The organism is Sorangium sp. So ce693 (assembly GCF_051521375.1).
GTDB lineage: Bacteria > Myxococcota_A > Polyangia > Polyangiales > Polyangiaceae > Sorangium > Sorangium atrum.
In genome coordinates this window covers 4589245-4611633 of record NZ_CP150347.1, presented here as the reverse complement: position 1 = coordinate 4611633, position 22389 = coordinate 4589245, and the positions used below count along the sequence as shown (strand labels likewise).

General features: G+C 70.3%; 17 protein-coding genes. 4 read left to right on the top strand and 13 right to left on the bottom strand.

All coding sequences use genetic code 11. The features are described from left to right. Positions 1-58 precede the first annotated feature (58 nt). The 4 genes from WMF14_RS17440 to WMF14_RS17425 all read right to left on the bottom strand — a co-directional run bounded on the left by WMF14_RS17440 (position 59) and on the right by WMF14_RS17425 (position 5022). Positions 59-1177: a glycosyltransferase gene (locus tag WMF14_RS17440; RefSeq protein WP_437802302.1), complete on the bottom strand. Its 1119-nt coding sequence runs from the start codon at positions 1175-1177 to the stop codon at positions 59-61. A 572-nt stretch (positions 1178-1749) separates the two neighbouring features. After that, positions 1750-2109 carry a hypothetical protein gene (locus WMF14_RS17435; RefSeq protein ID WP_437802300.1) on the bottom strand — a complete coding sequence of 120 codons (360 nt, stop codon included), beginning with the start codon at positions 2107-2109 and terminating at the stop codon, positions 1750-1752. Positions 2110-2514: 405 nt separating this feature from the next. Continuing rightward, positions 2515-3291, bottom strand: coding sequence for a hypothetical protein (locus WMF14_RS17430; RefSeq protein ID WP_437802298.1), 777 nt, complete (start codon positions 3289-3291; stop codon positions 2515-2517). Between the two features lie 111 nt (positions 3292-3402). Beyond that, positions 3403-5022 (bottom strand): FAD-dependent oxidoreductase, encoded by a 1620-nt coding sequence (locus WMF14_RS17425; RefSeq protein WP_437802297.1) that lies wholly within the window; start codon positions 5020-5022, stop codon positions 3403-3405. 83 nt (positions 5023-5105) lie between these two features. Here WMF14_RS17425 and WMF14_RS17420 point away from each other — a divergent pair, with 83 nt between their 5' ends. Further along, positions 5106-5759, top strand: coding sequence for a TetR/AcrR family transcriptional regulator (locus WMF14_RS17420; protein WP_437802295.1), 654 nt, complete (start codon positions 5106-5108; stop codon positions 5757-5759). 46 nt (positions 5760-5805) lie between these two features. On the opposite strand, the gene WMF14_RS17415 is transcribed toward WMF14_RS17420, so the two are convergent. From WMF14_RS17415 to WMF14_RS17395, 5 genes are all read right to left on the bottom strand, one after another. After that, positions 5806-6216, bottom strand: a complete 411-nt coding sequence (locus tag WMF14_RS17415; protein WP_437802293.1) for a VOC family protein — start codon at positions 6214-6216, stop codon at positions 5806-5808. A gap of 92 nt (positions 6217-6308) precedes the next feature. Then, entirely contained in the window at positions 6309-8186 is a 1878-nt protein-coding gene (locus tag WMF14_RS17410) for a c-type cytochrome (RefSeq protein ID WP_437802292.1), read from the bottom strand. A gap of 250 nt (positions 8187-8436) precedes the next feature. Further along, complete coding sequence (locus WMF14_RS17405; RefSeq protein ID WP_437802290.1) at positions 8437-9474, bottom strand: sulfotransferase family protein; 1038 nt, start codon at positions 9472-9474, stop codon at positions 8437-8439. A 55-nt stretch (positions 9475-9529) separates the two neighbouring features. Beyond that, positions 9530-10642 carry an SDR family oxidoreductase gene (locus WMF14_RS17400; RefSeq protein ID WP_437802289.1) on the bottom strand — a complete coding sequence of 371 codons (1113 nt, stop codon included), beginning with the start codon at positions 10640-10642 and terminating at the stop codon, positions 9530-9532. 52 nt (positions 10643-10694) lie between these two features. Next, positions 10695-11846, bottom strand: coding sequence for a ferritin-like domain-containing protein (locus WMF14_RS17395; protein WP_437802287.1), 1152 nt, complete (start codon positions 11844-11846; stop codon positions 10695-10697). A gap of 295 nt (positions 11847-12141) precedes the next feature. Between WMF14_RS17395 and WMF14_RS17390 the strand changes: the two genes are divergently transcribed. Both WMF14_RS17390 and WMF14_RS17385 read left to right on the top strand, forming a co-directional pair. Continuing rightward, complete coding sequence (locus WMF14_RS17390; RefSeq protein ID WP_437802285.1) at positions 12142-13947, top strand: TolB family protein; 1806 nt, start codon at positions 12142-12144, stop codon at positions 13945-13947. After that, entirely contained in the window at positions 13944-16151 is a 2208-nt protein-coding gene (locus tag WMF14_RS17385) for a hypothetical protein (protein WP_437802283.1), read from the top strand. Before WMF14_RS17390 ends, WMF14_RS17385 begins: the two co-directional genes overlap by 4 nt. A gap of 57 nt (positions 16152-16208) precedes the next feature. Here the strand turns inward: WMF14_RS17385 and WMF14_RS17380 are convergent, their stop codons facing one another. The 3 genes from WMF14_RS17380 to WMF14_RS17370 form a co-directional block, all read right to left on the bottom strand. Further along, positions 16209-16784 (bottom strand): c-type cytochrome, encoded by a 576-nt coding sequence (locus tag WMF14_RS17380; protein WP_272098266.1) that lies wholly within the window; start codon positions 16782-16784, stop codon positions 16209-16211. An 89-nt stretch (positions 16785-16873) separates the two neighbouring features. After that, complete coding sequence (locus WMF14_RS17375) at positions 16874-17833, bottom strand: TauD/TfdA dioxygenase family protein (protein ID WP_272098265.1); 960 nt, start codon at positions 17831-17833, stop codon at positions 16874-16876. A gap of 84 nt (positions 17834-17917) precedes the next feature. Next, the gene (locus tag WMF14_RS17370; protein WP_272098264.1) at positions 17918-18733 is read right to left on the bottom strand and encodes a class I SAM-dependent methyltransferase; all 816 of its coding nucleotides are present in this window, start codon (positions 18731-18733) and stop codon (positions 17918-17920) included. A 710-nt stretch (positions 18734-19443) separates the two neighbouring features. On the opposite strand from WMF14_RS17370, the gene WMF14_RS17365 reads away from it, so the two are divergent. Next, positions 19444-20628, top strand: coding sequence for a hypothetical protein (locus WMF14_RS17365; protein ID WP_437802280.1), 1185 nt, complete (start codon positions 19444-19446; stop codon positions 20626-20628). Positions 20629-20731: 103 nt separating this feature from the next. Here WMF14_RS17365 and WMF14_RS17360 read toward each other — a convergent pair whose 3' ends face one another. Next, entirely contained in the window at positions 20732-22216 is a 1485-nt protein-coding gene (locus WMF14_RS17360; RefSeq protein ID WP_437792250.1) for an IS4 family transposase, read from the bottom strand. Positions 22217-22389: the final 173 nt, after the last annotated feature.

Here is a 22389-nt window from a genome sequence, read left to right as displayed (position 1 = left end):
CGGATCCCCCCGAGATTTGCCGCGCTCCACGCCGAGGCGGGCGCCGTCCGGCGCCCCCTCAGTCCATCGCGGAGCCGGTCACCGCGGCGATGGCCGCAAGCCACGCGTCGGCCTGCCGCTCCGCCGTGAACCGCGACAGGAGCCGCGCCCGGGCGCGGGTCGCGCGCGCCCCCGCCTCTTCCGGCGACGCCAGCGCGTCGAGCAACGCCTGCGCCAGCGGGCCCGGTTGCCCGGGCGGGACGAGCCACCCTGTCTCGCCGTCCAGCACGAGTTCCGGCACGCCGCCGACGGCGCTCGCGACGACCGGCGTCCCATAGGCGAACGCCTCCAGCACCACGTTCGGCAGACCCTCGGTGCGCGACGGCAGCGCCAGCACGTCCAGCGCCCCGATGAGCTGCGCGCCGTCCCGGCGCAGGCCGAGCAGCCGCACGCGCTCGCCGAGCCCCTGCGCCGCCACCTCCGCCCGCACCGCAGCCTCGTCCGGCCCGTCGCCCACCAGCACGAGCACGGCCCGCGCGTCTGCGCGCGCCACCGCCGCGAACGCCTCCACGAGCGAGCGCTGCCCCTTCTCCGGGCTGATCCGCCCTACCGCCCCGATGAGCTGCGCCGACGAGCCGACCCCGAGCTCGGCGAGCAGCTGCGCGCGCGGGACGGGCGGCGGCATCCGATCCAGGTCGATCGCGTTCGGCACCCAGAAGATCCGCGTCTCGCTCACCCCGCACGCCCGCACCGCCGCGCGCTGCGCCTCCGACACGACCACGACCCCGTCGTGCCAGCGCAGCGTCCGGCGATCGGCCCACTCGAAGAGCCTCACCTTCAGGTCCTCGCCCGTCCACCCGCGCGCCACCGCCAGCACCCGCGGTGCGCCGCGCCCGCGCAGCCCGAGCGCCAGGAGGTCCGCCTTGTACCCCACCGTGCAGACCAGGTCGGGCCGGCGCTGCGCCGCGATCGCGCGGAGCCGCCGCGCTCCGTCGATCAGGTCGTAGCCCCGCTGCAGCGCGAGCGGCTCGGCCTCGAACCCCTCCGCGCGCGCGCCCACGACGAGCGGGTTGTCCGCGACCTTCGCCTGCCGGTGCGGGAGCACGGCGAACGAGACGTCGCACGCGCCGCGCTCGCGCAGGACCCTTGCCGCTTGCACGGTCTGCCGCTCCGGACCGCCCCAGAAGCGACAAGGCATCAGGTGGAGGAGCCGGAGCCGTCGCAGAGACTCCGATCTACACGATCGCTGCGCGCGCCGCACCAAGTTTACCTTGAGCGGAGGCGTCATGATACGAGCGCGGGAGGCGAGCCCCATGCGGAAGATCAGCGCGTGCACCGTGGTCATAAACCTCGACGTCAGAGGCATCCAGAAGGTCGCCGTCAGCCTCGTGAACGGCCTCGATCGCGCCCGATTCGACCCGTCGCTCATCGGTCCGGACGCCCCCGGTGCGCTCTTGAGCAGGTCGACCTCCCGCCCGCGACGTTCTATTCAACCACCACGTCGACGAGGACTGGGTCGAGTGGACGATGCACCTCACCGCGGAAGACGAACTTCGCATCTTTTTCGCTCTCCAGTCGGCTGCCACGTACCTCACCAACGCGCAGCCCCCCGCGGATCCATTCGCGTTCACCATGCACAGGAGCGAGCCGCAGTCCGGGGACCACGGCTCGATCGGCTTACCGATGAGCAGGGCGATCTGGCGGTCCGGTTCGCCTTGCACGCCACCCCGGCGAACGGCGATCGGATAGCTGATCTAGCGGCTCACACGGCTAATCCGGGAACGTTGTCAGTGCGCAGTAGAGAACCCATTCAAATTCGCTCCCGCTGCTCGCCTTCTTCGAGCATACGTCCTTTTTGTCTGGATCGAGACTCCATCGCGATCCACAAAACGCCTCCTTCGCTTCTTGGCCAGATCTCGTCAAGGCGAGGCAGATCAATTGACGTTCGATGCGCGGTACGTCATGAAAATCCAGCTCATTCGATGCGGTGCCAGTAGCCTCTGACGTGGTCATGTCATCCAACATGATCACGTCGGGCCCTTCGCCCACATCCTCCGTCGTCATGGCACATGAGAAACAAGCGGGCGATAGCAACAGGGCGGCAATCAGCCTCTGTGTCGTGGCTTCCATGAGTGGAGATTGCTGCGATTTGCAGACCACGGTCGAGCGCGCATGATCGATGCACCGGCGTTCTCTGATCCATGCCGGGCATCATGGACGAGCTCCGAACGCTGCGAGATGCCCTGGACGCTATTCTGTCAAAAGAGGTGGCGACGTCGCTGGCCGTGCAGCAAGCTGACTGCGACTCTGTCCGCAGGCTGGTCAGCCTGGTGCTGGAGTAGACGACCACGCGCCAGCCTCCCCGCGAGCTGCGGGCCATGGCCGAGTCGCTCTTGACGATCTTCACTCGTCGCGGCGCCGAATCTGCACCTGGTGCGCAAAAGTAACAGGGATTCTATCACGCGGGCGTGGACCTGGTGCTATGCTCGCCGTCGTGGCGAGGCTTCTCGCTCCTTGCCGCGAGTTGCTCGATCCTCACTCGGCGTAGACGGCCACGGTCGCGGTGCACGAGGTGTTGCCCACGCAGCCGGCGCGGAAGGTGTAGTAGTCCGAGAGCGCCGCGACGTGCGTCGTCTTCGGCATCTCGGAGCAGCCGATCGTCTCGGCGGAGTCCACCGCGACCTGAACGCCATTGCGATCGAACAGGCGGATATACGACATCCCCGAGCGGCTCGCCCCGTAAAGCACCGCCGAGCAGGTGCCGAAGGAGATCGTCTCTCCAGCGTTGAAGAAGTACGCCTGCTCGACGTAGTTGGTCGTGGCGTAGTTCGTGCTGCTCCTCGAGTACGAAAAGGTGCCTTTGCCGCGCGCGATCGCCACCGTCCCGCTGCACGAGGAGAATCCGTCACAGCCGGCCCGGATCTGGAAGGGCCAGCCCGTCGCCGACGTCGTATAGCGGATCTGCGCCGAGATCGACCCCGAGGGGCCGTCGTTCGCCGAGGCCACCTCCACGGGCGACCCGGAGCTCAGGTCGAAGAGGCGGAGGTACGTGTCGCCCGAGGAGCTGGCGCCGACGATGCCGGTCGTGCCGATCATCACGCGCCGGTTCGGGTTGATAGTGAGGTTGAAGTTGGCCGTGTTCACGGTGGCGTTGTTGGTCGCGCTCCGGCTGAAGGAGAAGACAGATATCGCCTCCTCCGCCTCGCCCACGACCTCGCTCTGCTCCTCGTCGCTGAGCGCCTCGGCCGCGCAACCGGCCGAGAGCGTCATCGTCAGGGCCAGAAGGACTTGTTCAAACCAGCGGGTGTTCATGTTCTTCCTTCGCTGCCTTTCTCTGGGGGCGCGCGGGCGCGTCAGCGGATCTCGCGGGCGCGCCGTGCGGGGACTCGGTCCGTTCCTGCGCGGGCGGAGCCCGCGATCGCGTCAGGGGGCGCCATCTCGAGAGGTGTCGCGTGGCCTGCGCGGTAGCTCGATCTGATTCAGCGTACCGCCAACCTCAGCCGTAGCAAAGCCGACCAGCGGGCGGAGGTAGTCCTCGAGCTGCTCGAGCGTGCCCGGGGAAGCGCGCCATCCGATGTAGCCGTCCGGGCGGACCAGCACGAGCGCATCGCCGTCGATGTCGTAGCCGGCGCGCGCGTGCCCGTCCGTATCGACGAGGGCGCGCCGGCCGGCTAGCTCCCCCGGCTGCACCACGGCGCGCGCGTGCACGGCGGCGCCATACCGGGCGTTCACCCGGGCGACCGCGTCCCCGTGCGCCGCGCCGAATGCGAGCAGCGTGAAGTGCGGGCCACGGAGCACATCGAACAGGCGGATTGGCGCCCCGTCGGCGTCATGGCAGGGCGCGTCGGGCGCTCGGTCCCCCGGGAGGACGCGCGCCGGCGCGCCGTGCTCGCTGCGGGCCAGCGAGCTCCCGCGGTAGCTGATGTCGAGCTGCTGCGTCTCCGCGCCGCGTTGCTGCTCGCCCGCGCTTCCCTCCGCGGTCCGGCGATGCAGCCTCGAGGTGAGGCCGAGCATCGCCGCGGCGACCGGCAGCCGCTCCTCCTCGTAGGTGTCGAGCAGCGCCGCGGGCGCTCCCGCCAGCACCTGGCCGAGCTTCCAGCCGAGGTTGTAGGCGTCCTGGACCCCGGTGTTCAGGCCCTGCCCGCCGGCCGCGGGGTGCACGTGCGCGGCGTCGCCGGCGAGGAACACCCGGCCGACCCGGTACCTGTCCACCATCCGCACGCTGGGCCGGTAGAGCGACAGCCAGCTCGCGTCGTGCAGCCGGACATCCGAGCGCCCCGTCCGCTCGTGGAACAGCCTCTCGACGGCCTCCACCGTCAGCTCGGGCGCCTCGTCGCCGTGGATCGGTATCACGATCTGGAAGCACTCCGTGCCAGGCAGCGGGCACAGCGCGACCGGGCCGCCGCGCGCCTTCGGCCAGGCGTGCCAGCGCTCGCGGTCGAGCCCATCGGCGCGGACGTCGCCCACGAGCGCCCGGTCCGCCTCCAGCGTCTCCCCCTGAAAGCCGACGCCGAGCGCGCGCCGCACGAAGCTGCGCCCCCCGTCCGCGCCGACGAGGTAGCCGGCGCGGACCCGCTCCGTCTCGCCCGCGCGGACCAGCGTGGCGGTCACCCCGTCGCCGTCCTGCTCGAAGCCTGTCAGCTCGGTCGCGAGCTCGACATGGATACCGTGATCCGCCAGCCGTGCGCGCAGGATCTCCTCCGTCCGCCATTGCCCGAGGAGCAGGATGTTCGGATAGGGCACGTCCGGCGCCGGCGCGCGGCGCTCGAACATGGCCCAGTCGCCCATCACCGCATCGCCGTCGTAGGCGCGGATCAACGGGTAAGAGCCTCCGGCGGCCATCGCCGCGTCCACCACCCCGAGATCGTCGAGGACCTCGAGGGTGCGCGGCTGCACGCCTTTCCCGCGGGAGCCGGCGAAATGGGATGGCGCCTTGTCGACGATCCGGCACGCCACGTCACGGCGGGCCAGGTCGCACGCGAGGGTCAGGCCGGTGGGCCCTGCCCCTGCGATGAGGACATGCGTGCTCAGCGACGGATTCATTGGCTGTCTCCTGTCAGGTGAAGTCACGCCATCTTGGAAGCTGTCGCTTGCCTCGTCAGCTTGCGTTCTGCCAGCATGGTTCCATGCGCAAGCGGGACGCCATAACGCCGCGGAAACAGCCGACGCAGGACCGGTCGCGCGCGACCGTCGAGGCGATCCTGCAGGCGACCGCTTACATTCTGGTCCGGGACGGGTACGCGCGGCTGACGACGAACCGCGTGGCCCAGCGGGCCGGGGTGAACGTCGCGTCGCTGTACCAGTTCTTTCCGGGCAAGGAGGCGCTCGTGGCCGAGCTCCACCGCCGGCACATCGAGCAGGGCCGCGCGGCCGCGGCCGCGGTGCTCGCCGCGCATCAGGGGCAGTCGCCCGACCGGGTGGTCCGGACGATCGTGGAGGCCGGCATCGCCGCCCACGCGGTGGAGCCCGAGCTGCACCGCGTGTTCCTGGAGCAGATGCCGCGCATCAGGGCGACCCGGTCCGCGGCGAGCGAGGGCTTTCTGCTCGAGGAGGCAAAGCAGCTCCTCTCGGCGTGGGGTTGCCCGGCGCCGGACGTGGAGCTCGCATGGTGGATGATGCAGACCGCGGCGCACGCGGTGGTGCATCAGGCGATCGTCGAGCGGCCCGACGACGTGCGCTCCGGCGCGCTGGCCGAGGAGCTCGTGCAGCTGCTCGAGCGCTACCTGCGCGGGAAGCAGGCCCCAGGGCCCCGCGCCGGCGCGGGGCGGGAGAACACGTGATCTCGCCGAGGCCGCCGCTGGCGGCTGCCCCGCATGGCCCGTGCGCTCAGCCGGGCGTGGCGATCTCGTCGTAGCCGCGACCGCTGAACTGAAGGAGGCAGATGCCGTGGCCAAAGGGATCGGCCAGGCGGAGCATGCTCCCCCACGCTGCCACCTCGATATCGGCTTCGGGGATCGCGCCTGCCCCCAGGGCGCGACGCGCGGCGGCCTCGAGATCGTCGACCACGAAATCGAGGTGGACCGGCGTCCAGTGGCGCCGGTAGTCGCGCGCGGCCGCACCGGCGGCTGGCTCGCTGCCGGCCGGCTTCAGCAGGAGGTAGATGGGGGCCGCAGCGCCGAGGAGCTCGACCCCGGAAGCACCAAAGCGCCGCCCGACGCGCAACCCGAACGCACGCGTGTAGAACGCGATGGCAGGATCGAGCGCCGGTACATCGATGTTGACGAGCAGGTCGGACATGCGATGAGGGTAGCTCCTCGGCACGTCGCCCCCAAGGCCGGGCGCTTCGCGGCGGTGCGACAGGCGCCCGGCGCGGGCCGGGAGCCATCGGGTCAGAGCGTCTCGAGGTACGCGACGAGATCGTCGATCTGAGCCGGCGCGAGCGCCGAGGTGACGCCGTGTCGGTCCCCTCCACCGCACGGGCCGAAGCGGTCGTGGAGCGTAGCGGCGCAGCCGTCGTGCATGTACGGAGCGCGCGCCGCGAGCCCGCGGAGCGAGGGCACCTGGAAGGGCTTGCCCGTGCCCACGTCGACGGTCTGGTTGTTCGTGAGCGTCTCGCCGGAATGGCACGTCGCGCACGCCAGGGTCGGGTCGTTGAAGAGCGCCTCGCCGCGCGCGGCGGCCTCCTCGTCGGCCGGCTTCGACCGGGGCAGGGACTTGATCGTGTCGAGCCACGCCGCGAACGCGTCGAGGTGCTCGCCGTCCGGAAGCGAGCCACCCATCCGCTTCACGAACACCTCCTCCATGAAGCCCGTGAAGTATCCCAGGTCACCATCCCAGTGAAACGGCATCGTCGCGAGGACGCCGCCTGACACGGATTGTGTGCGGCGCGGTCCGACGGGCTGGAAGTTCCATACACGACCATCTTCATGCCCCTCCGGGTGGCAGGACGCGCAGGTGACGGAGAGGGCTCCGCCGCGGTTGCCGTGGAAGAGGGCATGGGCATCGTCGAGCCGGCTCTCACCGGGAAGCTCGATCATGCCGAACTTCACGCCGTCGAGGGCCGAGACCTTCAGGATGCCCGGCGGCTCCCGTAGCTGCACGAGCAGCTTGTTCGCTCCGAAGTAGCTGACGGCGATGGGCTCGCCGCTGGGGCCGATAAAGGGGCGGTCCTGGTCTGGGGCGAGCGCGCAGCGTTCGATCCCGTCCTCCCGCTCGAGGGTCTCGAGCGGCGTCACGACGAGATCGCGGCTGCCCGCCTGCAGGATCGCCACGCTGAGCCCATCCGGCGACACAGCGATGTCGACGGGGAGCACCCCTACCCCGATGCCGCCCACACCATGCCTGGACAGCACAAGGTCCGACGGATGGCCCTCGCTGTGCAACGGTCGCGTGACGGTCACCGCCGTATGGATCACGCTCTGTCTGCAATCCGTCGAGTAGTAGCTGCCGGCCCCCGCAGGTTCGATGGGCGTGACGAGGGCACGCTGGTGCACCATGGCCACACCGCCCCCAGGCAGCGGGACCGTCCTCCACGCCACCGCCGGCGCGAACTCGCGCGTGTCGTTCGCGCCGTCGTACAGCGCACCCGGGATGTACGCCAGCGGCCTGATGCGCTCGACGACGGTCCCGTCCTTCGCGACCACCAGGAGCTCGGCGGACCGGAAGCGGCTCACGAGGAGCGAGTCCCCCTCGACGACCACGTCGCGCAGGTCGCCGTCGAGGCGGAGCTCGCGGACCGGCGGGGCCGCGACGTCCCAAGAGAGCGTCACGAACTCGCCGCCCGCGCACGCGACGTGGAGCAGGTCTGTCGACGCGTCATAGGCGAGCCCGCGGGGCGCGGGGCACACGGGCCTGCGGTGCATCTTCTTGGTCGCGAGATCGATCGTGACCACCGCGCCCCCGCGGCGGAGCGCCACATGAACGGAGCCAGCCGCCCCCTCGACCACACGCCCGGGCTCGTCGTCCTTCTCCAGGGGGAGGATCCCGTGCACCCTGGACCTGACGAGATCGACGATGGAGATCCTGTCGCGGTCCGGATCCGCCGCAATGGCAAACGCCTTGTCGGTGGTCACAAGAAGCGTCCCGCCGCTGATCGGGGGAGGCGGCACCGCGGAGACCTTGGGGGATCGATCTCGCGTCGGGGAGTCCGGTAAACCCTCGGTGTCGTCCCACGGGAGATCGTCATAACCGTCGAGCACCGTGCACCCGGCGATGGCCGCAATCATGGCGACGAGCGCGGTGAACCCCGCGCCGAAGTGAGCTTTCATTGTGCCTCCTGCGACCGGCGCGGCTATGCAAGACGGTTGCCGGGGTCGTGCGCCGGGCCTATGACGACGACACCTCTCCCCGAAATCAGCGAGATCGCAGCAGACGCGCCGAATTCAGGGGGCGCGTCCATGCAGCAGGATCAGCAGTCTCCGCCCAGGGCACAGACTTCCGACTGCCGGAATCGTGCTGGGAGACGCAAAATAGATACGCTGAAAAGGCCAGGTGTTGCCGTCGTTCCACACGCGGCGATCAGGCTGGCACCTCGCCCACGGCCGCCTCCGCGATCTCGGTGGGATACAGCTCCGCGAGCGCGGCGAAGCCAGGCTGACACGCGTCCATCAACGCGCGTCGCTCTCCGGGCGCGAGCTCGGTGAAGCGCGAGCGCGCCGGTCGGACGATGCCCGCCATGCGCTCGATCCAGGCGTCATCGGCGTCGACGCCGATGAACTCCATCAGGCGAGCGATGGTCGGGCGCGGCGCTCGGCCGAAGTCCTCGTAGCGAAGCGTCAAGAGCCGCCCGGACGCGACGGCCGAGAGCTCGTCGAGCCCTGTCACGATCTCGCCGGACCAGTAATGGCCGCACAGCGGCAGCGGCGTCTCGTAGCGCAGGAAGGCCTCGCGATCGAAGCGCTCGGGCAAGAACGGGAGCAGCTCCTCGGGCACGTCGTCCACGTAGGCGCGGTCCCTCGATTCCCACGGATCGACGCCGAGGATCTCGGTCAGCTGAACCGCGATCAACGCCATGCGAAACCCGAGGTGACGGCTCATCGAGATCGCGCAGGTGCGGCCGTCACGGACCAGATGTACGAAACGAGCGTCGGGAAAGTTCTTGATCAGCCGGCGAACCAGCCGCAACGAGCCCCCGGAACGCTCGACCCACGTTCGCTTGCCGAAACGGTGAGCGAGGAACCCGAACACCTGCTGATAGTGCTGGCCGACCGGCGCCACGGGCAGGGTGGAGACGAAGCGCTCGAGGTCGGCGAACAGCGCCTCCGGTTCGTCGCACAGATGCGGAAGCGCGGTCTCCAGGATGGCCGGCACGCCCGGTACGCCCCCGAAACATGGCAGCGTCGCCGGCCGATACAGCACCTCGTCCATCATGACGTCGTGGCGCCGCATCGTCGCCAGCTTGGGTTGAATGCCCGCGACGATCCGCCAGAGCTCGTCCGCGTCGATCGGATGGTCCGGGAAACACAGGGAGATCCGTCCACCGAGGTCGGTGGCCAGCGAGAAGAACTCGGAGATGCTCAGCAGGTCCGGATGTCGGCGCACGAGGTTCGACAGCATGGTCGACCCACAACGCCCCGTTCCCACGATGAATAGCGGTGTCAGCGCGCTCATGTCAGCGAGCCACCGGGAGATTTTTGCGGGTCTCTTCGAGGACCTGATGGTACCACTGGCAGAGCGCCACGAGGGGCACCTCGGCGTACGCAAAACGCTCGTGCCCCCGGAGCGCCGCGTCCGTCCGGATTCGCTCGAAATGCTTGTGACCGATGATGTACGAACCGTAGAAATCCATTCGCTTGTCGAGCTGCTGGTCGAGCCAGGAGAAGTCGTCACGCCGGTCGATGAACATGGGCGCGTGCATGCCGAGCAGCTCGAACATCGCGCGCACCGTCGCGCCGGTCTTCCATGGGAATGGATGCGTCAGATGAAACACACCCTCGCACGCGTCCTGGAGGGCGATCCCGACGGCCTCCTGGACGACGGCATCGACCGGAACGAGGTTCAGGTCGCCATCCGGGTCGACCCTCATCCGCACGGGGGATCGCGACAGCAAGCCCTTCTGGGTGCGCTCGATCATCCCGCGGAACTGCACGAGCTGCCGAAAGAAGCCATAACAGCCCGAAAACGAGGTCGCCCCGAGCGTGCGGCTGTGCCCCACCACGATGCTGGGGCGAAAGATACGAATGCGCCCGTTCGCCCAGGAGGCGACGAGCGTCTCGGCGTCGATCTTGCTTTGCTCGTAGTGGTTGTTGGTCGCGTTGCCGCGGCTCCGCACCTCGGGGATCGCCCCCGTCGCGCGCCCTGCAACGTACGCCGTGCTGATGTAATTGAACGTCCCCGCCCCGAGCTGCCCCGCGAGGGCGAGGACGCGGCGGGTGCCTTCCACGTTGGTCGCCCTGATGACGTCCACGTGACGATTCTCGTATTGCAGCGATGCGGCCACATGCCACACCTGCGCGACGCGAGCGCCGATCGGCTCGCGGATGCCGCAGTCTTGCTCGACGACGTCACCGGCGACGACACGGCACCTGTCGAGCTTCGCGAGCACATCGGTCGCTTCGTAGAGGCTTGCAGCGTGATGGATGGACTGGCGGAACCTCTCGACCGCCCCGGTGTCGCCCGGTCGGACCATCGCCACGATGTCGTCATCGGTCCGCCGCAGCAGCTCCAGGACGAGCGCGCCGCCGATAAACCCCGTCGCCCCGGTCACGAGATGCGCTTCCTTCATGGCGGAGAGGGAGCGTATCGCGTGGCCAGGGCGAGCGGAAGGGCCCCTGCCCTCAAGCCATCATCGCGCTCTGGGCAGCTTCGTACGGGCGCCCTGCCAGGAGCAACCTCGACGCCGGCCGCACGATCTCCTCGATCGCGCGCGCGGCCGCCTCGCCGCGCGCTGCGGCGCCGAACCGCCCGTGCGCCGCGAGCTGCGCACCTCCTGCGCTGTCGCCTCCCCCGAGCTCCGCGCGCCCGAGCCCCGCGAACACCTCTTCCACCGCCGCGCGCACGCGCTCGCCGCCCGCGCGGATCGCCCACGCCACAGTGCCCCACGCGAGCTCCGCGTGCCGCGCTTCGTCCGCCGCGATGATCGCGAGCGCGCTCCGCACCGCCGGGTCCTCCGCGGCGCCGAGCTCCTCGGCCGCGACCACCGCCGCGATGGTCTCGCCGATGCAGCCCTCCTTCGCGGCGCGCGCCGCGATCGACGCGAGATCTGCCTCGACCTCCACCCGCCCGTCGAAGGGAAACGCGCCGGGCGCGATCGCCTCGCCCGCATAGGCGCTCGCGAGGGCGAAGCAGAGGCGCGCGTGGCGGGCCTCGTCGAGCGCCGCGCGGTGCGCCTCCTCCACGAGATCGGCCGGCGCGCCCGCGGCGAGCAGCTCGAGCGCGAAGCGGCCGAACGAGGCCACGGATGCGTGCTCGAAGAGCGCGTCGCTCGTCCACGCCGCGGCCAGCGCCTCCCGCAGGTCCGCGCTGAGATGATCGATCCGCGGCGTCAGGGCCTCCGCCGCGCCCCAGCCGGCGCTCCCGCGGGCGCGGACGAACGGCGCTGTCCGCGCTGCCTCTTCGACGAGGTACGGGCGCCCCTCGCACATCGGGATGAAGTACGTCTGATAGCAGCACTGCCCGTCCTGCAAGGCTCCATCGCTCTTGACGCTGTGCGACCCGAAGGCGGACTGATTGAGGATCTCCTGCGCTTCCGGCCGCGAGGGGCACGCGACAGGCTCGCCCCCGCCGGCGCCTGCGCCACCGGCACCCCCAGCGCCGCCGGCGCCTTCCTGCGGCCACGCGAAACAGGCCACCTTGGAGACGGGCTCAGGCTCGTCGGGACAGCTGCTCATGGCGGTGACGCAGCCGGTCGCGCCACCCGCAGCGGGGAGCGCGAGCAGGGCGAAGAGGCGATATGCAAGCGTGCGGCGAAAAGCATGTGCGGTGGTCATCAGGTTCCTCGTTGATGAAGAGCAGGTCTGGACCCGCTTGCACGACGCATGCCTCCCGGGAATTCACGCCAATCTCGAGTCCCCCGCGCCGGGAGAGTATGGTCAGGCAGTCATGGGGGGTGGCCAGCCCGAAGGCGGGGCTCCTCCCGAGGCCGGCCCCTCCCCTCCTGTTCATGCAGCGTCGGCAGGCGGGCCGTAAGAGGTGCGGACTCCCGGGCAGCCCGGCCAGCGTCCTTCCCGCGCGCCACGCTCACGCAGCTTTACGCCCTCTCGCGGATAGGGCACGTCCCTTTCCATGGAGGAGCCTCGACCCCCGACCGACGCGCAGCCCCCCGCCCCCGAGGCCGAACCGCCGGAGTCGCTCGAGGCGCTCGTGCCGAAGCGCAGGCTCTGGCCGGTCTTCGCGGTGCTCGGCCTCGTGATCGCGGCGGCGGGCCTCCTCGCCTTCCGCTCGATGACCACGACCGATCCGCTGCGTATCCTCGTGGCGATCGATCTCGATGGCTACTGGTGGGAAGGGTCGCAGCCCGCAGCGAGGCTCGCCGACGAGCTCGGTGAGCACCTCGCGGAGCTCGGGTTCGATCCCGTGAAGGGCGGCGACCCGAAGGTCGTGAAGGCGCTCGAGAGCGCCAAGGACCCGAAGGAGGCCGCGAGGGCGCTCGGCGCCGGCTTCATCATCGAGGCGCGCCTCGCGCCCGAGATCGTGGAGCACCCGGTCAAGGAGGGGTATTTCGAGCTCCGGGTCGACGCGCCGGTGACGCTCACGTCCCTGGACAAGGGCACATCGACCGAGGGGCGGATCCGCGGCTACTCCGGGGCGACGAAGAAGGACCGCGCGATGGCGCTGCTCGCGAACTCCATGGCGTCCCAGGCGCTCGACGCCGTGATCGCGCAGCTCATGGACCACCCCTCGGTGCGCGAGATCACGGAGGGATCGGACATCAAGCTGCTGGAGCGGCTGGCGTCGGCGCGGAGGTTCGTGAAGGACCGCGCCGCGAACCTCGACCGGGCCGCCGCCGCATACGCCGCCCGCGCGAAGGAGGTCGAGGCCGAGGAGCAGGGGCGCGTGACGTTCCTGTCGCCCCAGGCGGCGGAGGACCTGCTCGTGGGCACGGCCGAGGGCGGGTATTTCGTCAAGACGGCCGATGTCTCGGTGTTCCACTCGGTGAGGTCCAGGGACCTCGCCCGCAGCGAAGCGCTGGAGACGGTCGAGTGGCGGCCGCTCGATCAGCCGGCCGTCCCGACGACGGATCCCGGCGCGGTCAAGCCGATGTGGAGGGGCTATCACGTGTACTCGTATCCGTCGTCGCAGCGCGACGGCGACCGGGCCGCGCTGGTGGAGGACTTCTTCGGCTGGGCGAAGACGATCACGGTCGTCGACCGATCCGGGCAGAGCAAGCGCGTGCGCGTCGACCCGGAGCACCGGTTCGTCGACCCCAAGCTCGCCCCCGGCGGCAGGTTCGTGGCTGTCTACGATCGCCCGGAGGCGGGCGCGCAGGCCGATCTGATGGTGCTCGACACCGACGGCGGCAAGGAGGTGTTCGGCTTTCACACCGAGAATCAGTCGCTCGGCGGGTTCGCGTGGCTCGACGAGACGAGGCTCGTGTTCGTCTACGTACCCGACGCGTCGGAGGACGACGCGCCGCACCTCGCGGTGGTCGACGTGGGCAAGCAGCCGCTGTCGATCGAGCGCCCGTTCCGCGCGAAGCCCGGGGAGGACCTGCGCAACCCGGCGGCGTCGAACGACGGGACGAAGATCGTGTGCGTCGTCGACGGCGACGAGCCGGGGATCGCGGTCATCGACACGGCGACGTGGCGCCGCAAGGTGTACGCGGCCCCGGGCGGCGCTTCGTGGCCCGCGTTCTCGCCCGACGCCGCGCGCGTCGCGTTCGAGACGCGGGGCACGGGCGGTACGGACATCGCCGTGCTGGCGCTCTCCACGGGCGAGATCAAGAAGCTCACGGTGGGCTCCGCGGCGGAGCGGGTGCCGCGGTTCTCCGCCGATGGGAAGCGCGTGCTGTTCGAGGTGCGGTACCGCGACCCGGTGTTCCCGCAGAAGCGGTCGATCTCGCGCATCGCGAGCGCGGCGGTCGAGCCGTGAGCGCGCCCCTCGTCCCGCCGCAGAACGCCAGCGCCCTGCCGCAGGACGCCGCCGCTCCTCCCGGCGACGAGAGCGCCGCGACCGCGATGTTCTACCGCATGTCGGCCGAGCGCCTGCGCGCGCGCTGCCTGTGGAGCGGCCTCGCGCTCGCGCTGTCGGCGCTGGTGCCGTACGAGGTCGCCTACGGCCACGGGATCTTCGTGTGGAGCGTGCTCCCCGAGCTCGCGCCCGCCGCCCAGGTCGCCGCGCTCGCGCCCGCGATCGCCGGCCTGTGGCTGCTCTTCCTCGGCGCGCGCACCGAGCGGCGCGCGGGCCTGCTCGTCGAGCGGCCGACGTCGCGCGCGATCGCCGTGCTCGCGGCGTTCGTGGCCGTGAACGTCGCCGTGTGGATCGGCCGCCGGAGCTCCGCGTGGGACATGCTGCCGCTGCCGGACAGCCTGCTGACGCGGCCGGCCCCGTTCCTCGCGGTCTTCGCGTTCACCGCGGCGGGCGTGGTGCTGCGCTTCCACGCGCGGGCGCGCAAGGGCGGCAGCGCCCTGCTCGTCGCGTCGGTGGCCGCGGCGCTCGTCTTCTATCTCTGGCCGTCCCGCGGCGAGATCCCCGCGCAGACGATCGCGCGCGCGGCCGTGCTCGTCGCCACGCTGCCCGACGCCCGCTTCCAGCTCGGCTACGGCATGGTCCTGCTGTTCGTGCTCGGCCCGCTCGCGATCGCCCTGCTGGGCCTCTCCTACGTGCGCCGCGTGCCCCGGCGCGAGCACCCTGGCCTCGCGATCGCGGCCGTGTGGGCCATGCCCGGCCTCATGCTGCTCTTCGTGTACCGCGCGTTCCTCTCGGGCGGCTGGGGCGTCGAGGCGGGCGCCGTCGCCTTCTTCGCCCTCCTGCTCGCCGCGGTCGTGGCGGTGCTCGCCTCCGCGATCGAGGTGCTCGCGCTCGGCGTGATGGTGCCCGAAGCCGAGCTGGAACCAGGCATCGGGGCCAGCGCGGGCGGCGGCGGCGCGCGGCCGATCGCAGCGGCAGGCGCGGCCGCGGCGTCGGTCGCCGCGCTGCTCGGCGCCTTGCTCGTGCTCGGCCGCCCCACGCCGAAGGGCGTCGACTGGAGGCTCGGCGCGCCCACGACCGAATGGGACAAGGTGTACGGCGAGCTCTTGCCGAGCTGGGAGCGCGCGCGCATCGCCCGCGACGCGCACGCTCGCGACGCGCAGGGCACGGGCGCGGAGGCGCAGGTGCTGACCAGGGCGCGCAGCCGCGACATGCTCGCGGTCGCCAGGGCGCAGCCCGACGGCAAGGACGTCGCCGCGGCGCTCGCGACGCTGGCCGGTCAGGTGGACGATCTCGAGCTCTCCGGCCGCGCGTTCGGCCGCCTCGTCGCCGAGGCCAACGACGCGGCGCGACGCGCCGGCCTCGGGTACTACCTGGACGCGTCCGTCCACCTCGGCGTCTCGACCGACGGCGCCACGCGGCGCTTCTACACCACGCCTTACCGGGTGAAGGAGGTCCACGCCTACCGCGTCGGCGACGACCGCTTCGCGACGCTCCTCGTCGAGCCCATGACGGGCGAGCCCCGCGTCCACCTCGGCTTCTCGCGCGACCAGGATCCCTTCGCGCTCGTCCTCGGCTCCGAGGTGCGGTCGTATGCCGAGCGGTTCGACAAGGAGGGCGCGACGTGCCACGCGGCGGCGGACGGCGCGGCCGGCGCCAACGCCGGCGCCCTCGCGCGCTGCGACGCGGCGCTCGCGAAGCTGCGCGAGCGCCTGGGCTCCACGCTGGAGCGGGCCGTGCTCGCCGGCACCGAGCGGCACGAGCTCCAGCACCAGATCGACGGCCCTCACCTGCCCCTCTCGCCCGCGGTGACCGAGCTGCTCGCCGGCTTCTCCGACGAGGCGCAGGACCGCGTGAGCCGCGAGCTCTCCGCGTACATCGCCGAGATAACGGCCGGCGACGCGCCGCCGCAGCTCACGCTCGTGCACCTGTTCCCCTTCGGCGTCGTGGCGCGCGGCGGCGCCGAGCACCGGGTGGCCACGATCGTCCTCGAGACGCTCTCCGGCAAGAGGCTGCGCTCTGGCGCGCGGGAGGTCGATCCCGAGGCGTACGCGCAGGCGTTCGAGGAGCAGTTCAGCCGCGGCGACGACGAGCTGCGCGAGGCCGCGCGGCGGGGCTACCGCGAGCACTTCGGGGTGGATCTGCAGGAGCCCGTTCGGGAGTGACCGCGCTCGGCGCCTGGAAGCGCCTCCCCGGCGGCCCGCTCCGATCGCCCGCGCTCCTCAGTGCAGGACGCGCGTCTCCCGCGCCGCCGACAGCGCCGCGCCGCCGGCCCAGGGCTCCATCCGATCTCCCAGCGAGGCGCGGACCTTCGCGACCTCGTCCCGCGTGATGGCGGGCGCGCTGTTCCCCCAGCTCGACCGGACGTAGGTGAGCACCAGCGCGACGTCCTCATCCGACAGCGTGACGCCGAGGTTGGGCATCACGTCGTTGTAGAGCGCGCCGTTCACCTCAATCGTACCGGCGGCGCCGAGCAGCGTGATCCGGATCGGCGTCTCCTTGTCCTCGAGCAGCCAGGAGGAGCCGGTGAGGGGCGGATAGCGGCCCGGCTTCCCTTCCCCCCTCGCCTGGTGGCAATTGGCGCACGAGCGATAATAGATCTTGCCGCCCTGGGCGAGGTCCTCGTCCGGGACGCCGGAGGCCGCCACGCCGCCCGTCGGCGTCCGGGCGTCCAGCTTCCGGAGGACCATCCACGGCAGCGCGAGCACGCCGAAGGCCACGATCAGCATGATCACCACGACGTGCGCCGTGCTCTGCGCTCCGTCTCGAGCGTCGTCGCGCTTGCTTGTTGGACCCACGGGGCACTCCTCCGCCGCAGGTGAAGCGCACGCGTCCGCGGCCGTCAAGGATCCCCTGACGCCCGCGGAGGCGCCCCGGCTCGGCGCGACTACGCGCTCGCCGCGGCCACGGCGACGCCGGCGCTCTCGCTCCTCGCGGCGGCGGCGCGCTGCGCCTTCTTGCGGGTGACGCTGCGCTTGCCGTCGATGCTGACGGGGGCGTCCCCGTCCACCGTCACGCGGCGCACAACGCGGACCTGATCGCCGTAGTCGTTGATCGCGTAGTGCTGCGTGGCGCGGTTGTCCCAGACCGCCACGTCGCCCGCGGCCCAGCGCCAGCGGACGGTGTTCTCGAGGCGCGTGACGTGCTCCTGGAGCACCTGGAAGAGGTGCGCCGAGTCGTGGGACGAGACGCCGACGAGCCGCTTGACGAAGTGGCCGAGCACGAGCGACCGCTCCCCGGTCTCCGGGTGAACACGCACGACGGGGTGCTCGGTCTCGTACACGGTCGACGTGAACACCTCCTGAAAGCGCCGCAGGTCGTCCGACGACGAGTTCGGCTTCCGCCCCTGGTAGTCGTACTCGTTGCTGTGGACCGCCCACAGCGTGTCCGCGAGCGCGCGCAGCGCGGGCGGCAGATCCTGGTACGCGGTGACCGTGTTGGCCCAGACCGTATCGCCGCCATACGCCGGGATCACGAGCGCCCGGAGGATTGATGCCCTCGGGTAGGCGTCCACGAACGTGACGTCGGTGTGCCAGGAGTTCGCGCGTCCGCCCTCGCGCGAGTCGAGCTCATGGATGTAATCGGTGCCATTGACCACGGGCACCGTCGGGTGCGCGACGGGCTTTGCGCCGAACAGCGTGGTGAGCGCCTCCTGCGAGGCGTCGTCGAGGTGGTGCTGGCCCCTGAAGAAGATGACCTTGTGTCGCAGCCAGGCTTTCCGGATCTCGCTCACGGTGGTGGCGTCGAGATCGGCGCTGAGGCGCACGCCCCGCACCTCCGCGCCGATCCGGCCGGCGACGGGGACGATCTCGAGGACGTTGTTGCTGTGGTTCTGTGTGGCGCTCATGCGGAGTTCTCCTCGTGGCAGAGAAAAGCGATAAAGATGCTGGAATGGCGTCGCGGTGCAGGGGTCGGCTATCGACCTGTCAGCTCAGTGCGACGCCGGTTTGTGTGCGATGGCGAAGAGCCGCTTCCCCTCGAGCCGGATGCCCTCGGGCGTACGGAAGGCCTCGAGCTCGCGCTGGATGTCCTCGATGGCCTGGCTGCGCAGCGACTCGGGCAGGTGGCCGAGGAAGTTGCCGAACGAGCTCGCCTGCGAGAAGGCGATGGCGGAGCGCCCGTCCGGCTGATGGTGCACGTTCTCCTGGGCCTCGATCTTCTGCACGGTGAAGCCGGCGCCCCCGAGCAAGCCGGCGAGCTCCACGGCGGTGACCCAGTGGGGCGTCCCATCCCGGGACTCCGGATAACGTGCGTAGGGCTCCCGCGAGAGCACCTCCCGCTTGATGGCCTGCAGGCGGTTCGGGTGATCCTTCGCGCCCGTGGTGAGCCCGAGCCGGCCCCCCGGCTTGAGCAGGCGGTGGATCTGCCGCAGCGGCTCGGTCTTCTCGGGGAGCCAGTGGAAGACGGCGTTGAGGTACACGACATCGAAGCTGCCGGCGGGGAAACCGTCGAGCGCGTAGGCGTTGCCGACCTGGAAGGAGAGGTTCGCCTTCGCCTTCTGCTGGGCGATCTCCACGCGCAGCGGCAGCGGGTCGATCCCGAGCACCTTGCCGGTCGGCCCGACGAGGCCCGCCACATGCTCTGCGAGCAGCCCGGTGCCGCTGCCGATGTCGAGCACGTGCTCGCCGGGGCGGACGCCGAGCTCGGCGATCAGCCGCTTTCCATGGCGGAACTGCCGATCGGCGCTGCGCACCTCGTAGTCCTGCGCGAGCTGGGGCGTATCGAAGACGAGACTGAGACCACTCATGCGACGGCTCCGTGAAAAGGTTGTTCTCGGGCGCACTCGGCGGGGTGACGGCCCGGGCGGCGCACCGCCGCGCCCTCCGTGCCGGGTCGCGGCTCGGACGCGCGCCGTCGTCGTGGGCGTTGGTCGTTGGTCATTGGTCGTTGGTCCTTGGTCATCGTGATCGCACACACCGTGCCAGGCATTTCCACGCGCTTCGGCCGGATTTCGCGCGCCAGGTGCTGCGTCACGAGCACGCGGTCAGCAGCGCCTGCTGCCGAGGCCGCACCGCGCCCGCTGCGGCAGCGCGAGCGTGGGTGCCGGAGCGGCGCAAGAGCGCGGCGCACAGACGATGCCGGGTGTTCGGGCCCTGAACGATCCAGCGCTGGACGCGCTGTGTACAGCAAGAGTGGACCATTCGATAGGTTCACATTTTCAGGGGGCGCCCTGCCCTCATCGGCTCTGTCGAACCCGCCGCTGCGCAGCCCGCTCGATCGTCGATTGATCGACGTTCACATCCCTCCGACAGCAGATCGGACCCGCCGCCACGCTGCCCGCTCGATCGTCGATTGATCGACGTTCACATCCCTCCGACAGCACCGACAGCAGACGACCGCTGACCGGATGAAGCGCGCCGCGCGAGCGCGATGCGCGATGCGGCATGGCGAAGGCGTGACTCCACGCTCCCAAGCGCTCCTCTCCTGTGGCAGACTGCGCGCATGCTTTTTCATGTCGTGAGGAACGGTTCACTCGTCGGCGCGCTGCTGCTCGCGGCGGGATGTAGCTCGGGCGGCGGGCAGGCGCAGCCCGAGGGCGAAGGGGGGTCGGGCACCACGGTCGGCAGCGGCGGATCGGGCGCGCAAGCGAGCGGCGCAGGCGGCGCAGGCGGCGGTGGAGGCCCGAGCTGCGCGGAGTTCGCGATGCCCACCGACGTGGACTGCGCTGCGCCCATCGACGGCGTTCTGCCGGTGAACCTGCGCTGTACGGGGCTCTACGGGAACTTCGATCAGCGCGAGCTCGCGTGCGGTGTGCTCGAGTACAAGCCTGCCGTGGAGCTCTGGAGCGACGGCGCCAAGAAGCGGCGCTTCGTTTCCATCCCGAAAGGGCAGCACGTGGACACCAGCAATCCGGACGCGTTCATCTACCCCGAGGGGACGCAGTTCTGGAAGGAGTTCAGCGTGACGGGCGCGGGCGGCGCGCTGCGCCTCGCGGAGACTCGCCTCCTGCGCAAGACGGCGGCCGGCTGGGTCTACACGAGCTATGTGTGGTCCGAGGACGAGAAGCAGGCCATCCAGATGCAGAACGACTTCGGCGTGGAAGATCTCTACGGCACCGGCCACACCGTGCCGAACCGCGATCAGTGCAAGGAGTGCCACGTCGGACGCGCCGATTACGTCCTCGGCTGGGACGCGCTGATGCTCGGCTCCGGCGCCCAGGGGCTCTCGCCCGAGACGCTGGTCGAGCTCGGCGTGATCGCGGACGCGAGCAATCTCGCCCTCACGATTCCGGGCAACGAGGTGGAGCGCCAGGCGCTCGGTTACCTTCACGCCAACTGCGGAGTGAGCTGTCACAACGACCTGCCCGAGTCGGCGGGCCAGAAGACGGGCCTGTACCTGCGGCTCGAGGCGAGCGAGCTCGGCAGCGTGATGGCCACGGATGCCGCCCGGACGGCCATCAACAAGCGCCCCGCGGAAAACGCGAAGTACGAGGGGCTCCCGAACCCCGACCCCGCCAACTGGTACGACATCCGGCCGGGAGACCCGTCGCGCAGCTTGCTTGTCGCCCGCCAGGTGCTCCGCGGCTTCGAAGGGCAGATGCCGCGGATCGGGACGCACAAGGTCGACGAGACGGGAGTGGAGGTCGTCTCGCGCTGGATCCAGGAGATGAAGGAAGACACTTACCCGCCTCCGGGCCCCTAGTACGGACTCGCCTGGGTCGGTCTCCCCCCCTTCACCTCACCATCGGTCACCAACCTGAACGTTAACGTTAACGTTAACGTTATCGTGGTCGTCTGAGGATTGATCACATTTCCCCCTTAGTTTTCGCTGCGTTGGCAAGGGCGGCGTTCCAGCCCGTCTCCAGCATGAGCAAGGTCTGCATTCCGCGCGCGAGCGTCAGCCAGCCGGGGGGACCGTTGCGCTTCAGATGTCCACCAAGACCGGCAACGGCGTAGAGCGCATCGACTACCGTCGCCCCCTGAGCCGGCAACTTCTTGGGCTGGTGCTGGTGCAGCAGCTTCAGCTGCGTGGGGTTCAGGGCTCGTTCCGCAGGCGCGTTGGGCTCAAGGCGTGACAGCGAGCGCAGCAGCAGCATCTGCCACGCGATCGGGGCGAACAGCGCCAGCGCGTTCGTCAGGCTCTGGAAGCTCTCGAGCTGGCGCGTCTCGAGGGCGCAGCCGGTCTTGAGCGCCTTGAAGAACTCCTCGATGAGCCACCGTGCCCGATAATGGTCGACGATCGCTCCGATCTGGTCGGGCGTGTCGACGGGCTCGTTGGTGGCCAGCACCCACGCCACCGGCTCTTCGCCCGCTGGCGGGTCGATCTCCTGCACAACCACGACGTTGACCGCGAGCTCTTCGGCCAGCTCGGGCAGGTAGTAGGGACGGCGCAGCGCCACGCGCCGCGCGCCGACGCCCAGCGTGGCCATCCGCTCCGAGCGCTCGGGGTGCGCGCGTTTGCTCGCCGGTACAGGGCCGGCGCGGCGTTGGGTGAGCACGACCTCGCGACTGAGCCGGATCGGCAGCTCGACCAGCGCCTCGCTCAGCCGCAGCCGTGCGCTGTCGTCGAGCGATTCTTCCTCGTCCTCGGCCAGTTCCGACACGTTTCGATCCCGCGCCATGCGCACGACGAAGCGGTGGCCCTGCTCGACCATGGCGCACAGAAGCGGGTAGGCGTCGGCCTCGCGGTCCATGATGTGCAGCAGCGACGTGCGGTCGCCCACGGCCTGCTCGGCCGCCTCCACCTGCCGCAGCCAGCGCGTCGACTCCTTGTCGGCCACGCGCGCATAGTCGCTGCCCGTCCTGTTTTTCTTGCGTGGGCTCTTGGAGAGGGCGGAGGCTTTGCGGGCCCAGCAGGCAAGGCCCAGCAGTCCAAGCGGCTGGTTGATCGCGTCGGTGGCCACGGCGAGCGTCGCGTGCGCCAAAAAGCCCTGGGTGTCCTTGCCGTTGAGCGGACCGAGCCCTTTGCGTGCTCCGTCGCCGTCGAAGGCGACCGCGGTGGTGTCATGCACCGCACGAACCGTGTCGTGACCGGCCATCCGCCCGAGGGTCTGCTCGCTGTGGGCTTGCACCAGCGCACCATACGACACGCGCTTGTTGCCAAGGAGCCGGTAGAAGCCCTCCAGCTCGGCTTCTGTCTTCAGCGAGTCCGGGAAACTCTCGCCCGGCGCCACGCTCAGCCGCGCCACCACAGCCCGGACCCGCTGATGCAGGCGCGCGTCGCCCAGCTGCACCGTCTCGAACTCGCGCACGATCGACGGCATCGCTTCCGGTACATCGGGATTTCCCATGATATTTCAGACGCTTGGCGCGTCCGAAACGGATCAAAAATGTGCGGGATCCTCAGTCGTGGTCGTGGTCGTGGTCGTTTACGTGGTCGTGGTCGTGGTCGTTCACGGCCTATCGTTGACGACCACGACCACGACCACGACCACGTAAACGACCACGACCACGTAAACGGCCA

Coding starts and splice junctions, on each gene's coding strand:
- WMF14_RS17360 (WP_437792250.1), bottom strand. CDS start 22,216: ATGGGAAATCCCGATGTACCGGAAGCGATGCCGTCGATCGTGCGCGAG.
- WMF14_RS17400 (WP_437802289.1), bottom strand. CDS start 10,642: ATGAAGGAAGCGCATCTCGTGACCGGGGCGACGGGGTTTATCGGCGGC.
- WMF14_RS17435 (WP_437802300.1), bottom strand. CDS start 2,109: ATGGAAGCCACGACACAGAGGCTGATTGCCGCCCTGTTGCTATCGCCC.
- WMF14_RS17410 (WP_437802292.1), bottom strand. CDS start 8,186: ATGAAAGCTCACTTCGGCGCGGGGTTCACCGCGCTCGTCGCCATGATT.
- WMF14_RS17440 (WP_437802302.1), bottom strand. CDS start 1,177: ATGCCTTGTCGCTTCTGGGGCGGTCCGGAGCGGCAGACCGTGCAAGCG.
- WMF14_RS17395 (WP_437802287.1), bottom strand. CDS start 11,846: ATGACCACCGCACATGCTTTTCGCCGCACGCTTGCATATCGCCTCTTC.
- WMF14_RS17370 (WP_272098264.1), bottom strand. CDS start 18,733: ATGAGTGGTCTCAGTCTCGTCTTCGATACGCCCCAGCTCGCGCAGGAC.
- WMF14_RS17430 (WP_437802298.1), bottom strand. CDS start 3,291: ATGAACACCCGCTGGTTTGAACAAGTCCTTCTGGCCCTGACGATGACG.
- WMF14_RS17425 (WP_437802297.1), bottom strand. CDS start 5,022: ATGAATCCGTCGCTGAGCACGCATGTCCTCATCGCAGGGGCAGGGCCC.
- WMF14_RS17390 (WP_437802285.1), top strand. CDS start 12,142: ATGGAGGAGCCTCGACCCCCGACCGACGCGCAGCCCCCCGCCCCCGAG.
- WMF14_RS17405 (WP_437802290.1), bottom strand. CDS start 9,474: ATGCTGTCGAACCTCGTGCGCCGACATCCGGACCTGCTGAGCATCTCC.
- WMF14_RS17415 (WP_437802293.1), bottom strand. CDS start 6,216: ATGTCCGACCTGCTCGTCAACATCGATGTACCGGCGCTCGATCCTGCC.
- WMF14_RS17420 (WP_437802295.1), top strand. CDS start 5,106: ATGCGCAAGCGGGACGCCATAACGCCGCGGAAACAGCCGACGCAGGAC.
- WMF14_RS17375 (WP_272098265.1), bottom strand. CDS start 17,833: ATGAGCGCCACACAGAACCACAGCAACAACGTCCTCGAGATCGTCCCC.